This window comes from Phaeospirillum tilakii (assembly GCF_042683125.1).
Lineage (GTDB): Bacteria > Pseudomonadota > Alphaproteobacteria > Rhodospirillales > Magnetospirillaceae > Phaeospirillum > Phaeospirillum tilakii.
Window position 1 is genome coordinate 206,840 of record NZ_JBHUIY010000002.1, and the last position, 12,024, is coordinate 218,863.

12 protein-coding genes and 1 riboswitch are annotated in these 12,024 nt (G+C 72.6%); of the genes, 8 read left to right on the forward strand and 4 right to left on the reverse strand.

Going from position 1 to position 12,024, the window contains the following annotated elements; all coding sequences use genetic code 11:
• Positions 1-16: 16 nt before the first annotated feature.
• Positions 17-802, reverse strand: a complete 786-nt coding sequence (cobF, locus tag ACFSNB_RS02020) for a precorrin-6A synthase (deacetylating) (RefSeq protein ID WP_377313999.1) — start codon at positions 800-802, stop codon at positions 17-19.
• A 34-nt stretch (positions 803-836) separates the two neighbouring features.
• The gene (locus tag ACFSNB_RS02025) at positions 837-1,523 is read right to left on the reverse strand and encodes an adenosylcobinamide amidohydrolase (RefSeq protein ID WP_377314001.1); all 687 of its coding nucleotides are present in this window, start codon (positions 1,521-1,523) and stop codon (positions 837-839) included.
• A 99-nt stretch (positions 1,524-1,622) separates the two neighbouring features.
• Positions 1,623-1,831, forward strand: a riboswitch (cobalamin riboswitch).
• 288 nt (positions 1,832-2,119) lie between these two features.
• Between ACFSNB_RS02025 and ACFSNB_RS02030 the strand changes: the two genes are divergently transcribed.
• From ACFSNB_RS02030 to ACFSNB_RS02060, 7 genes are all read left to right on the forward strand, one after another.
• The gene (locus ACFSNB_RS02030; RefSeq protein WP_377314003.1) at positions 2,120-4,138 is read left to right on the forward strand and encodes a TonB-dependent receptor family protein; all 2,019 of its coding nucleotides are present in this window, start codon (positions 2,120-2,122) and stop codon (positions 4,136-4,138) included.
• Between the two features lie 74 nt (positions 4,139-4,212).
• Positions 4,213-5,016, forward strand: coding sequence for an ABC transporter substrate-binding protein (locus ACFSNB_RS02035; RefSeq protein WP_377314005.1), 804 nt, complete (start codon positions 4,213-4,215; stop codon positions 5,014-5,016).
• A complete protein-coding gene (locus ACFSNB_RS02040; protein ID WP_377314007.1) occupies positions 5,013-5,984 on the forward strand; it encodes a FecCD family ABC transporter permease in 972 nt (323 codons plus the stop codon). The genes ACFSNB_RS02035 and ACFSNB_RS02040 overlap by 4 nt, the downstream gene beginning before the upstream one ends.
• Entirely contained in the window at positions 5,981-6,778 is a 798-nt protein-coding gene (locus tag ACFSNB_RS02045; RefSeq protein ID WP_377314009.1) for an ABC transporter ATP-binding protein, read from the forward strand. The genes ACFSNB_RS02040 and ACFSNB_RS02045 overlap by 4 nt, the downstream gene beginning before the upstream one ends.
• Before the next feature lie 204 nt (positions 6,779-6,982).
• Positions 6,983-7,864 carry a metal ABC transporter solute-binding protein, Zn/Mn family gene (locus ACFSNB_RS02050; RefSeq protein ID WP_377314011.1) on the forward strand — a complete coding sequence of 294 codons (882 nt, stop codon included), beginning with the start codon at positions 6,983-6,985 and terminating at the stop codon, positions 7,862-7,864.
• A complete protein-coding gene (locus tag ACFSNB_RS02055; protein ID WP_377314013.1) occupies positions 7,861-8,505 on the forward strand; it encodes a DUF1007 family protein in 645 nt (214 codons plus the stop codon). Before ACFSNB_RS02050 ends, ACFSNB_RS02055 begins: the two co-directional genes overlap by 4 nt.
• Positions 8,481-9,452 carry a nickel/cobalt transporter gene (locus tag ACFSNB_RS02060; RefSeq protein ID WP_377314015.1) on the forward strand — a complete coding sequence of 324 codons (972 nt, stop codon included), beginning with the start codon at positions 8,481-8,483 and terminating at the stop codon, positions 9,450-9,452. Before ACFSNB_RS02055 ends, ACFSNB_RS02060 begins: the two co-directional genes overlap by 25 nt.
• Here ACFSNB_RS02060 and ACFSNB_RS02065 read toward each other — a convergent pair.
• Positions 9,441-10,292 carry an SDR family oxidoreductase gene (locus ACFSNB_RS02065; protein WP_377314017.1) on the reverse strand — a complete coding sequence of 284 codons (852 nt, stop codon included), beginning with the start codon at positions 10,290-10,292 and terminating at the stop codon, positions 9,441-9,443. The two genes, ACFSNB_RS02060 and ACFSNB_RS02065, sit on opposite strands and share 12 nt — an antisense overlap.
• Positions 10,293-10,341: 49 nt before the next feature.
• Between ACFSNB_RS02065 and ACFSNB_RS02070 the strand changes: the two genes are divergently transcribed.
• Entirely contained in the window at positions 10,342-11,088 is a 747-nt protein-coding gene (locus ACFSNB_RS02070; RefSeq protein WP_377314019.1) for a tetratricopeptide repeat protein, read from the forward strand.
• A 111-nt stretch (positions 11,089-11,199) separates the two neighbouring features.
• On the opposite strand, the gene ACFSNB_RS02075 is transcribed toward ACFSNB_RS02070, so the two are convergent.
• Positions 11,200-11,472 carry a BolA family protein gene (locus ACFSNB_RS02075; protein ID WP_377314021.1) on the reverse strand — a complete coding sequence of 91 codons (273 nt, stop codon included), beginning with the start codon at positions 11,470-11,472 and terminating at the stop codon, positions 11,200-11,202.
• Positions 11,473-12,024: the final 552 nt, after the last annotated feature.

Below are 12,024 nucleotides of genomic sequence, written 5' to 3' on the forward strand. Positions count from 1 at the left end.
CTTGCCGCCCCGGCCCCTATTCCTCCTCGCGCCGGCGCAGCAGGTAGCAATCCATCACCCAGCCCTTGCGCCGGCGCTGCTCGGTCAGGGCCTGCTCGATCTGCCCGGCGACGCGGTCGAGCGGCCCGGCGATCAGGGTTTCGTCCGGGCTGCCGACATCCGCCCCCCAATAGATATCGACCGTCCCGGTCCCATCGAGGCGGCGGAAGGCCGAGCGCGAATCCAGCATCACCACCGCGTTGTGGATCGCGGCGGGGTCGCCGGTTTCGAGCTGACGGCCGGTGGTGATGGTGACGCTTTCGCCGATGCGGTTGAGCGGCACGGCGTGGCGGGCGGCCAGCATCTGCACCGAGGTGATGCCGGGGATCACCCGCAGGTCGAACGCGGCGCCGTCGCGGTCGATCAGCTCGCGCAGGCTTTGCAGGGTGCCGTCATACAGGCAGGGGTCGCCCCAGATCAGGAAGGCGCCGCACTCGCCCGGGGCCAGCTCGCGCTCGATCATCCCGGCGATCAGGGCGGTGCGGCGGTCGCGCCATTCCACCACCGTCTCGTGATAATCGGCCGGGGTGCGGTCGCGCGGCGGGCTGGGGGCGCGGGCGACGCGGTAGGGGCGGCCGTCGCGGTGGCGGTCGAGGATGTCCTGGCGGAAGCGGATCAGCGACTCGGTGCCCGGCCCGTCCTTGTCGAGGAAGAAGAACAGGTCGGCCTGCTGGATCGCCTTGACGGCGGCCAGGGTCAGCGCGTCGGGATCGCCCGGGCCGATGCCGATCAGCAGCAGGGTCTTGCGGGGCGGGTGGGCCATCGGGAAAGCCTTTCTCGGGGCGGGGAAGGGGGGATCATAGCCGGCGCGACGCCGCCAGGGTGGCGGGATTTTCCGCCTCCCACACCCGGCGGGCGGCGCGGGTGGCCTGATAGACCGCGCTGGTCAGCGCCTGACCGGTGGCGGTGTGCAGGCCGGCGAACGGGCAGGGCGCCGCTGCCGGCGGGCAGGCGAGCAGGATGCAGTCGGTGCCGGTGCCGACGATGCGGCCGTCCTCGGCCAGCAGGGCGGCGGTGCGGGCCTGGGCGGCCAGGGCCAGCGCCTCCAGCAGGGCGCCGTCGCTGAGCGGCCGGGTCAGCGCCGCCAGCAGGTTGATGGTGCCGACCGGGGCGGGCGGCGGCGGCATCACCGGGCGGGGGTGGCCGGCGGAATCGAGCACCGCGCCGTTGGTCAGGCCGAGAGTCACCAGTACCTCGGCGCGGTCGGGGCCGGTGCCGGCGGCGGCGCGGTGGTGGCGGTCGAGCGCCCGCGCCGTCATCATCCCGGCGGCGCCGTCCAGCCCCGCTTCCGCCAGCCGGCGGTCGAGCAGGTCGAGCGGATCGACCCCGAGCGGCAGGTCGGCATCGACCACTTCCAGCCACGCCACGCAGGCGGTGGAGGTCAGGCCGGGGCGGTTGAGGCTCCAGCCGGCCAGCCGCCACGGGGCGGGGAAGCGGGCGATCAGCCAGCCGGGGCGGGTTTCGAGGGTGAACAGCGGTTCCATCGCCGGGGCGTTTCGCACGGGTCGGGGGGAGAGGGCAAGCCCCGGTGTCGGGCGGGCGGGCGGCGGAAAACCGGCTTGACCGGCGGGGACGGCTGTTTCATCTTCGGCGCACATGCTGGTTCCCCGGTTCGCACCGGGGAGGCAAGAGGGAACACGGTGCCGGCCCCGCGCGGGTCGCAATCCGTGACTGTCCCCGCAACTGTGAGCGGCGAGTCCGCGTCCATCATGGCCACTGGGAAACTGGGAAGGCCGGGCGCTTCGGGCGATGACCCGCGAGTCAGGAGACCTGCCAGCACGGTCACCCAACCGGTGGGCGGTGGACCCATACGGAGCGGCCTTTCGCAGCGGTGACGTCGACGCCGAGACGAAGGCCGTGCCGGGATTCCCCCCGTCATGACCCGAGCGATGTTGTGCCGGTTCCCCTGGTGCCTGTCGGCGCCGGCCGGGATCGGGTCGGGGCCGATTCGTCATGGCCTTCCGATCGGTTTTCGTTTCCACGCGCCGTCCGGCCTTGCCGGGGCGCGAACGCAGGAGCGTGACCGATGGGAGCTTGCGGACATTCCGCGCGCCGGGGGGGACCCGGCCTGACCTTTTTGTTGACCCTGGCCGCGATCGGCGCCGGACCGGCCGCCCAGGCCGCCGGGACCACGGCCGCCGACCCGCTGCCCGAGACGCTGGTGACCGCCAGCCGGCTGGGCGAGGGCATCACCGGAGCCTCGACCACGGTGATCACCGCCGACGAGATCGAACGCTCGCCCGGGCAGAGTCTGGCCGACATCCTCGGCCGGGTGCCGGGGATCCAGGTGCAGACGATGTTCGGCGGGGTCAACGGCAGCGGCGCCTCGGTCGACATGCGCGGCTTCGGTGCCACCGCGACCGGCAACACCCTGATCCTGGTCAATGGCCGCCGTCTCAACGACGTCGATCTGTCCTCGGTCGATCTGTCGGCGATCCAGCGTTCCAACATCGAACGGATCGAGATCACCCGGGGCAATGCCGGGGCGGTGCTGTATGGCGACGGCGCGGTCGGCGGCGTGATCAACATCGTCACCAAGAACGGCGCCAATACCCCGGATTCGGCGCGGATCGAGGGGGCGATCGGCTCGCTCGGCTATCGCGAGACCAATGCCGGGGTCAACAAGCGGATCGGCGACACCGCGCTGTCGGTCGCCGGCAGCCAGATCACCTCGGACGGCTATCGCGACAACAACGCCCTCAAACAGCGCAGCATCTCGGGCGAGGTGCGGCAAAGCCTCGACGGCGGCGAGCTGTATCTCAATCTCGGCGCCGACGACCAGCATCTCGGCCTGCCGGGTGGGGTCAATCAGACCAATTATGCCCGTGGCCTGCGGCGCGGCACCACCTCGCCCTACGACCATGCCGAGAAGCGCGGGGTCAACGCCGCGCTGGGCGGCAGTTTCGACGTCGCTTCCGGCCTCGAACTGGTGGTCGATGGCGGGGTGCGGCACAAGGAGCAGGAGGACGCCTTCTTCAGCAGCTGGGGCAGCGTCTACGACACCTACAACGAGCGCCAGCTGACCACCCTGTCCTTCACCCCCCGGCTCAATGGCGAGGGCAGCCTGGCCGGCCTGCCCAACCGGCTGACCGCCGGCCTCGATTACAGCTATTCCCTCTATGATTCGCGGCGGATGTGGCATCAGGGCAACCGTCCGTTCCACACCTACCACCTGCGCCAGCACAACGTGGCCGAATACCTCCAGGACACCCTGTCGGTCCGTCCCGACACCGACCTGTCGTTCGGCGCCCGGGTCGAGCATGTGATGCTGTCGGCGGTCGATCGCTACAACCCCGACAACGCCTCGGCCAGTTGGGCGATCACCCCGGGCGGCAACCCGCTGTCGGACAGCGACACCCAATACGCCCTGCATCTCGGCCTCGACCATCGCCTGACCGAGCAACTGGCTTTGTTCGGCCGGCTCGGCCGCAGCCTGCGCCTGCCCAATGTCGATGAACGGGTCGGTTCGACCGCCTGGGGCTCGGGCACCAATTTCGCCCTCAAGGCCCAGACCTCGCGCGACCTCGAACTCGGCCTGCGCGGCCAGCACGGCCGGTTCGGCTGGCAGGGCAGCGGCTACGTGATGGAGCTGCGCGACGAACTGCATTACGACCCGATCAGCGGGGTCAACCGCAACCTCGACCCGACCCGGCGCTATGGCGGCGAGGCGACCGCGACCTACCGCCTGACCCCCGAACTGCGGCTGAAGGGCGGCCTCGCTTATACCGAAGCCAAATTCACCGCCGGCGTGTACAAGGACAAGGACGTGCCGCTGGTGTCGCGCTGGACCAGTTCCGCCGGGCTGTCGTGGGACGCGTGGGAGAAGTACGTGGTGGTCGATCTCGACGCCCGCTATGTCGGCGATCGCCGCGCCGACAACGACCAGAGCAATTTCCAGCCGCTGATCGGTTCGCATACCGTGGTCGATCTGCGGGTCGGCGGCGAGCTGGCGCCGGTCACCTGGTCGTTCGCGGTGCAGAATTTGTTCGACCAGAGCTATTACGACTACGCGATCGCCAGCAGCACGACCTATGGCGCGGCCAACGCCTACCCCCTGCCGGGGCGGACGGTGGTCGGCCGGCTCGGCCTGTCGTTTTAACAGCAGGGGTCCGGGGCCTTGCGGCCCCGGCGGGGGCAGGGCGGCGCCCTGCAAGGCGGTCGAGGATACGAACGATGCGTTTGGGAGTGCTGCTCACCCTGACCCTGCTGCTGGCCCTGCCGGCACTGGCGGAGCCCCCCCGCCGCATCGTCTCGGCCAATCTGTGCGCCGACCGGCTGGTGCTGGAGCTGGCCGAGCGCGACCGGGTGAGGGCGGTCGGCCCGTTCGCGGCCGACCCGGCGGTTTCGACCGTTGCGGCGGCGGCCCAGGGCCTGCCGGTCACCGAGGGCCGGGTCGAACAGATTCTCGCCTTTCATCCCGATCTGGTGGTGCTCGGCACCTTCAACGATCCGGCGACCGGGATGTTGCTGGAGCGGCTGGGGGTGCCGGTCTACCGGGTCGGCGCGCCGCAGAGCCTCGACGGGGTGCGGGCCGAGATCCGCAGGCTGGCGGCGGCGTTGGGCGAGACGGCGCGGGGCGAGGCGATGGTGGCCCGGCTGGAGGCCGGGCTGGCGGCGCTGCCACGGCTGGAGCGGCCGGTGGTGGCGGCGGTGTATCAGGCCGGGGGCTGGAGCGCGGGGCGGGGCACCCTGGCCGACGAACTGTTCGGCCGGGTCGGTCTGGTCAACCTCGCCGCCGCGACCGGGCGGAGCGGGATTGCTCCGCTGCCGCTGGAAACGTTGGTGGCGGGACGGCCGGAACTGATCGTGATCGAATCGATGGGGGAGGAGGCGCCCTCGCTGTCCGGCGAATTGCTGCGCCATCCGGTGCTGGCCGGGCGGGGGCTGCGCCGGGTGACGGTGCCGATGCGGCTGTGGGCCTGTCCCGATCCGGCGCTGGCGGCGGCGGCGGCGCTGGTGGCGGAGGCGGCACGATGAGCCGGCCCGCGCCCGAACCGGTGCTGGCCCTGCTGGTGCTGCTGCTGACGGTGGTGTCGCTGTCGGTCGGGGCCACCGCGCTGGGGCCGACCGATCTGTGGTCGGCCGACCCGACCCGGGCCACGCTGGCCCGCACCGTGCTGGTCGAGATCCGCCTGCCGCGCACCCTGCTGGCGCTGCTGACCGGCGGCTCGCTCGGGCTGGCCGGGGCGGTGCTGCAAGGGCTGCTGCGCAACCCGCTGGCCGATCCCGGGGTGCTCGGGGTGTCGGCGGTGGCGTCGCTGGGGGCGGTGCTGGCGTTCTATTTCGGGCTGTGGTCGGTGGCGGCCGGGGGGGTGGCCGGCGGCCTGCTCGCCGCGCTGCTGCTGGTGGCGCTGGCCGGGCGGCGCGCCGGCAGCCTGACCCTGCTGCTGGCCGGGGTGGCGCTGTCGAGCTTCGCCGTCGCCCTGACCGCGCTGGCGCTCAACCTCGCCCCCTCGCCGCTGGCCGCCTACGAGATGATGTTCTGGCTGCTCGGCTCGGTCGCCGACCGCTCCTGGGTTCATCTGCGCCTCGCCGCGCCGCTGATCCTGCTCGGCTGGGTCCTGCTGTTCGCCACCCGGCGCGGCCTCAGCGCGCTGGCGCTGGGCGAGGCGGTGGCCCACTCGCTGGGGATCGATCCGGTCCGGCTGCGCCTGCTGGCGATCGTCGGCACCGCCTGTTGCGTCGGCGCGGCGGTGGCGGTCAGCGGCAGCATCGGCTTCGTCGGGCTGGTGGTGCCGCATCTGCTGCGGCGCTGGGTCGGCCATGATCCCGGCCGCCTGCTCGGGGTCAGCACCCTGGGCGGGGCGGCGCTGCTGCTGGCGGCCGATCTCGGGGTGCGGGCGCTGGCCAGCGGCCCGGAACTGAAGCTCGGCGTCGCCACCGCGCTGGTCGGGGCGCCGTTCTTCCTGGCCCAGGTGGTGCGGATGCGGGGGGAACAGCCATGAGCCGGCTGGAGTGGCGCGGACTGGCGCTGACCCGGGGCGGACGGCCGGCGCTGGACGGAGTCACGCTGACCCTGGCCCCGGGCGAGCTGCTCGGCATCGTCGGCCCCAACGGCGCCGGCAAGAGCGCCCTGCTGCGCTGCGCGGTCGGGCTCGACCGGCCGGGGGCGGGCGCGGTGCGGCTCGACGGGCGGACGCTGGCGGACTGGCCGGCGGCCGAGCGGGCGCGGCGGATCGCCTATCTGCCGCAGAGCGCCGAGGCGCCCTGGCCGATCCCGGTGGCGGCGGCGGTGGCGCTGGGGCGGCTGCCGCATGGCGACGCCGACCGGCCGGCGGGGCGGGCGGCGGTGGCCGCCGCGCTGGCGGCGGTGGGGATCGAATCGCTGGCCAAGCGGGCGCTGACCGCGCTGTCGGGCGGCGAGCGGGCGCTGGCGCTGCTGGCCCGGGCGCTGGCGGTCGAGGCGGATCTGCTGCTGCTCGACGAGCCGCTGGCGGCGCTCGATCCGCATCACCAGCTCGCGGTGCTCGACCTGCTGGCGGCCCAGGCGGCGGCGGGGCGGGCGGTCGGGCTGGTGCTGCACGACCTGACCCTGGCGGCGCGGTTCTGCTCGCGCGTCGCCCTGCTGGCCGGCGGGCGGCTGCGGGCGGACGGGCCGCCGGCGGTGGCGCTGTCGGACGCGTTGCTGGCCGAGGCCTATGCCATCCGCGCCCATCGCGCCGAAATCGAGGGCGAGGCGCTGCTGGTGCCATGGCGGCGGGAAGACGCGGGCTCTGCCCGCACCCGCCAAGGGCGATGAGGCCCTTGGATCCCTTTCCCGGTCCTTCGCGCGACGAACGTTTGCGCCCAAGCTGAAAAGCGGATCGGGACCCGACCATCAAAGGGTTCCAAGGGCCCTTGGCCCTTGGCGGGTGTGGGCGGAGCCCACCTCAGCGCCCCTTGCGCAGGTGGCCTGATGTAATGTTATAACGTTGCGGAACGGGTTGCATAAGGGAGAACCGAGATGCTGCGACGGGGGATGGTGCTGGCGGTGCTGCTGCTGGCGCTGGTCGGCGGAAGTGCTGCGGCGCAGGCGCGGCCGCTGAAGGTGGTGGCGACCTTCTCGATCCTGGCCGGGATCACCCAGGACATCGCCGGGCCGGCGGCCGAGGTGGTCGCCCTGGTCGGGCCGGACGGCGACGCCCATCTGTTCGAGCCCAGCCCGGCCAACGTCAAGGCGTTGAGCGAGGCCGATCTGGTGGTGGCCAACGGGCTGGGGCTGGAACCCTGGCTCGACCGGCTGGTCGCCGCCGCCGGGGCGCGCGGCAAGCTGGTGCTGGCCTCGGCCGGGGTTACCCCCCGGATGGAGGATCGGGCGGCCGATCCGCATGCCTGGCAGGATCTCGCCAACGGCCGGCGCTATGCCGCCAACATCGCCCAGGCGCTGGCCGCCGCCGCGCCGGAGCAGGGCGCGGCGATCACCGCCCGCGCCGCCGCTTATGACCACCGGCTGGACCAGCTCGACGGCTGGGTGCGGGCGCAGATCGCCACCCTGCCCGTGGCGCAGCGGCGGATCATCACCACCCATGACGCCTTCGGCTATTTCGGCCAGGCCTACGGCGTCACCCTGCTCGCCGCCCAGGGGCTCAGCACCGAGGCCGAGCCGACCAGCCGCGATGTCGCCCGGCTGGTGCGCCAGATCAAGCAGGCCAAGGTGCGGGCGGTGTTCCTCGAAAACATGTCCGATCCGCGCCTGATCCGCGCCCTGGCCCACGATGCCGGCGCGGTGGTCGGCGGCACCCTCTATGCCGACGCGCTGTCGGCGGCCGATGGCCCGGCCCCCAGCTACGAAGCGATGTTCCGCCACAATGTCGCCGTGCTGGTGGCGGCGATGGCCAAGAATTGAGCCCGACCGGTCGCGCCGTCGTCGCGCTGGGGCTGGCGCTGCTGGCGCTGGCCCCGGGGCACGCGGCGGCGCACCCCCATGCCTGGATCGACATTTCGGTCGCGGTGCGGTTCGACGCCGACGGCCGGGTGACCGGGCTCGCGGAATCCTGGCTGTTCGACGAGTTCTACAGCGCCGACACCGTCGGCAAGGGTGATCCGGCCCGGATCGACCGGCTGATCAAGGGGATCATGCGCAACCTCGCCGGCTATGGCTATTTCACCCGGGTCCATGCCGGCGGGCGCGAGATCGCCCTGGCGCCGCCGCCGCCGGCCAGCGCGCGGATGGAAGCGGGGCGGCTGCGGATGGATTTCCTCGCCCCGCTGGCCGAGCCGGTCATCCCGACCCAGGCGGCGCCGCTGACCTACGCGGTGTTCGATCCGACCTATTTCATCGAGATGCTGCACGCCGAGGCCAAGGACGCGATCCGGCTGGAGGGCGCGCCGCCGGGCTGCCGCTTCCGTCTGCTCCAACCCCATCCCGATCCCAAGGCGGTGGCCGCCGCCGCCGCGCTCGACCGTACCCAGAGCGGCGGCGACGGACTCGGGGCCCAGTTTGCCGAGAAGGTCGAAATCACATGCGAAGCCTCCCCCCGGCCCTGAGCCGCGCCGTCCCGCCGCTCGGCCTGATCCTGCTGGTCGCCGGTGTCGCGGCACTGGTCGCGGCCGGCGACGGCGGTGACCGTCTGGTCGCCTGGATCCTGACCGAACAGCGCCAGTTCCACCGCGCCCTGGCCGCCCAGTTGCACGCCCTCGCCGGCAGCGGCTCGCTCGCCGCCGGCTGGGGGCTGATCGGGGTCAGCTTCCTCTACGGTCTGTTCCATGCCGCCGGTCCCGGCCACGGCAAGGCGGTGATCGCCACCTATCTGCTGACCCAGGCCTGCCATCTGCGGCGCGGCTTGGCCCTGGCGGCGGGGGGCGCCGTGTTGCAGGGGCTGACCGCGATCCTGCTGGTGTCCGGCCTCGGCCTGCTGGCCGATGGTCTGCCCGGCGGCAGCGCGGTGGCGGTGTCGTGGAGCGAGCGCGCCAGCTTCGCCCTGCTGGCCGGGCTCGGCCTGCTGTTCGCGGGCCGTGCCGGGCGGGCGCTGTGGGCCGGGCGGCGCGCCTGTCCCGACCCTGATCACCATCACCACGATCACCACCACCACGACCATCACGATCACGGCCCCGGCTGCGGCTGCGTGCCCGCGCCCGGCCCGGACCAGATCGCCCGCGCGGAAAGCTGGCGCGGCGTGGCCGGGGTGCTGCTGTCGATCGGGTTGCGGCCGTGCAGCGGGGCGGTGCTGGTGCTGGCGCTGGCCAACCTGCTCGGGTTGGGCTGGGCCGGAATCGCCGCGGTGGCGGCGATGTCCTGCGGCACCGCGCTGGCGGTGGCGGTGCTGGCGGTGGCCAGTGTGCAGGCGCGCGGCTGGGTCGCCCGCTGGGGGGGCGGCGACGGCAGCGGCCGGCTCGGGCCGGCGGTGGCGCTGGTCGGGGGTGGCGGGCTGTTCCTGCTCGGGGCGTCGCTGCTGCTGGCCTCGTTCGGTCCCGCCCACCCGCTACGGTTCTGAGGCGGCGGCGATTGCCGCCAGCCCCTCGCGATAGCCGGGATAGGCCAGGGTCAGCCCCAGCGCCTCGTGCATCTTGCGGTTGGCCACCCGCTTGTTGTCGGCATAGAAGCCGAGCGCCATCGGCGACAGGGTGGTGGCGGCCTGCTCCCACGGGATTTCCGGCGGCGGGGCGACCCCGAGCAGGGCGGCGGCGTGGGCGATCAGATCCTGCGGCGGGGCCGGGTCGTCGTCGCACAGATTGTAGATCTCGCCCGGCGCCGGCCGGTCGAGCGAGGCCAGCACCGCCCGGGCGATGTCCTCGACATGGATCCGGCTGAACACCTGTCCCGGCTTGACCACCCGCCGCGCGGTGCCGGCCCGCACCTGCTCCAGCGCCGAGCGGCCGGGGCCGTAGATCCCGGCCAGCCGGAAGATGTGCGGCCCGAGTCCGCTGGCCTGCCACGCCTGCTCGGCGGCGAGACGCTGGCGCGAACGCTCCTGGGTGGGGGCGGGCGGGGTGGTTTCATCGACCCAGCCACCCTGATGGTCGCCATAGATTCCGGTGGTGGAGAGATAGCCGACCCAGCGCGGCCGGAGGGCGGCCAGCGCCGGCCCCATCGCGTCGAGGACCGGATCGCCGGCGGCGTCGGGCGGGGCGGTGGACAGCACCGCCGTCACCCCCGCCAGCGCCTCGGCCGGCAGCGGCCGGGAGCGGTCGCACGGCCAGACCTCGATTCCCGGCAGGCCGTCGGCCCGGCCGGAGCGGGTGGTGCCGACGACCCGCCAGCCGCGCGCTTGCAGGGCCCGGGCCACCACCCGGCCGGTATAGCCCAATCCGAACAGCAGAAATTTGTCGCCCATGGCCCAGCCCGCCTTGCATCCGCCGTACTTTTGCGGAGACTAGCCGGTCATGAAGCGCCCGACCATCCTGCTTGTGCCGCTGTTGCTGTGGCCCGATCTGGCCGCCGCCGCGGTAATCGAACCGCATGCCGAATACGAGGCCTGCCTGACCCTGGCCCGTTCCAAGCCCGAGGAGGGCTGGGAGGAGGCGATCGCCTGGCAGTCGCTCGGCGGCGGCGAGCCCGCCCGTCACTGTGCCGCCCTGGCCCTGATCGGACTCGGCAAATACGAGGAGGCGGCCCACCGCCTCGAAACCCTGGCCGAGCAAAGCCGGCGCGAGGCGTCGATGCGGGCGCAGATGCTGGAACAGGCGGCCCAGGCGTGGGAACTCGCCGGGCGGCAGGACCGGGCGCTGGCCAATCTCGACACCGGGCTCAAGCTGGTGCCGGGCCAGCCCGACCTGCTGCTCGACAGAGCGGTGCTGCTGGCCGGCAGCGGCCATCTCGCCGAGGCGGTCGAGCAATTGACCGGCCTGCTCCAGGCCCAACCCAACCGGGTCGAGGCGCTGACCTTGCGCGGCAGCGCCCTGCGCCAGCTCGACCGTGCCGACGAGGCCGGCCGCGACATCGCCCGTGCCCTCGAACTCGACCCGACCTTCCCCGATGCGCTGCTCGAACGCGGCATGCTGCGCCGGACCGCCGGCGATCAGGCCGGCGCCCGCGCCGACTGGATCAAGGCGATCGAACGCGCTCCCGACAGCCCGACCGCCGATACCGCCCGGCGCAATATCGAACTGATGGACGTCAAGGTGAAGTAAGGGACGCGGGCTCCGCCCGCACCCGTAAGGCAGCCAGCGGCTCCTGGACCTGCTTCGATTCAAGGGTTCCAAGGGCCCCCGGCCCTTGGCGGGTGCGGGCAGAGCCCGCGCTTACGCCGCGTCCTCCTCGGGGCTGCGGGCCGTGACGGCCAGGGCGTGAACGCCCCCGGCCAGTTCCTCGGCCAGCAGGCCATGGATCAGGCGGTGACGCTCGATCCGGTTCTTGCCGCTGAAGACGGCGGAGACCACCTCGACCGCGAAATGGCTTTCCTCGGCGGCGTCGGGCTGGTGCCCGGCATGGCGGGCGGACTGGTCGTCGATCACCAGCCGGGTCGGGGCGAGGCCGGCGGTCAATTTCTGGCGGATCGAGTCGGCAACGCGCATCGGCGGAACACTCCCTGATGAGGACGAAGTACCCAGGGGAGGTGGCGTCGCTTCCTGCCGCGATCAAGCCGGCCGAAACGGCGGGGGAGGGCGGTGTCACTTTTTTGCAAAAAGCGGTTGACGGGGGCGGCTGGGAGGCCTAGAAAGCGCCCCTCGCCGCGACGGACCGGTTGGTTCCGAAGCGACGGGGGCCTCGAGAAAGGCCGCTGCCACCGGGTCGCACCGGCGGCGTAAAAAAGCGGTTGACACGGGGTCCGGCGCTGAAGTAGAAACGGCGCCCTTGCCGCTCCGGACTTTCCGGCGGCGGCGAAAAAAAGAGATTGACACGGCCGGCCGGGCCGAGTAGAAACCGGCCTCCCGCTGCGGCGGGCCCCGCCTCGGAGCGGGACGGAAGACGGAAACGTCCTCCTGCTGTTTGACAAGTAAAGAGACAGGAAGGGATGCGCAGGCGGCGCCGGTCCGGTTCACGGACCGACCAAAGTCAAGCGCATCTCAGCTAAGCGTGATGTAATTGCTTTGGACGAGCTCCGGTCTGCAACTTGGTTGCAGAAG

What these genes read in the sequence shown, in the direction of transcription:
- ACFSNB_RS02070 (WP_377314019.1), top strand. Translation starts at nt 10,342, where the DNA reads ATGAAGCGCCCGACCATCCTGCTTGTGCCGCTGTTGCTGTGGCCCGAT.
- ACFSNB_RS02075 (WP_377314021.1), bottom strand. Translation starts at nt 11,472, where the DNA reads ATGCGCGTTGCCGACTCGATCCGCCAGAAATTGACCGCCGGCCTCGCC.
- ACFSNB_RS02060 (WP_377314015.1), top strand. Translation starts at nt 8,481, where the DNA reads ATGCGAAGCCTCCCCCCGGCCCTGAGCCGCGCCGTCCCGCCGCTCGGC.
- ACFSNB_RS02065 (WP_377314017.1), bottom strand. Translation starts at nt 10,292, where the DNA reads ATGGGCGACAAATTTCTGCTGTTCGGATTGGGCTATACCGGCCGGGTG.
- ACFSNB_RS02025 (WP_377314001.1), bottom strand. Translation starts at nt 1,523, where the DNA reads ATGGAACCGCTGTTCACCCTCGAAACCCGCCCCGGCTGGCTGATCGCC.
- cobF (WP_377313999.1), bottom strand. Translation starts at nt 802, where the DNA reads ATGGCCCACCCGCCCCGCAAGACCCTGCTGCTGATCGGCATCGGCCCG.
- ACFSNB_RS02035 (WP_377314005.1), top strand. Translation starts at nt 4,213, where the DNA reads ATGCGTTTGGGAGTGCTGCTCACCCTGACCCTGCTGCTGGCCCTGCCG.
- ACFSNB_RS02050 (WP_377314011.1), top strand. Translation starts at nt 6,983, where the DNA reads ATGCTGCGACGGGGGATGGTGCTGGCGGTGCTGCTGCTGGCGCTGGTC.
- ACFSNB_RS02045 (WP_377314009.1), top strand. Translation starts at nt 5,981, where the DNA reads ATGAGCCGGCTGGAGTGGCGCGGACTGGCGCTGACCCGGGGCGGACGG.
- ACFSNB_RS02040 (WP_377314007.1), top strand. Translation starts at nt 5,013, where the DNA reads ATGAGCCGGCCCGCGCCCGAACCGGTGCTGGCCCTGCTGGTGCTGCTG.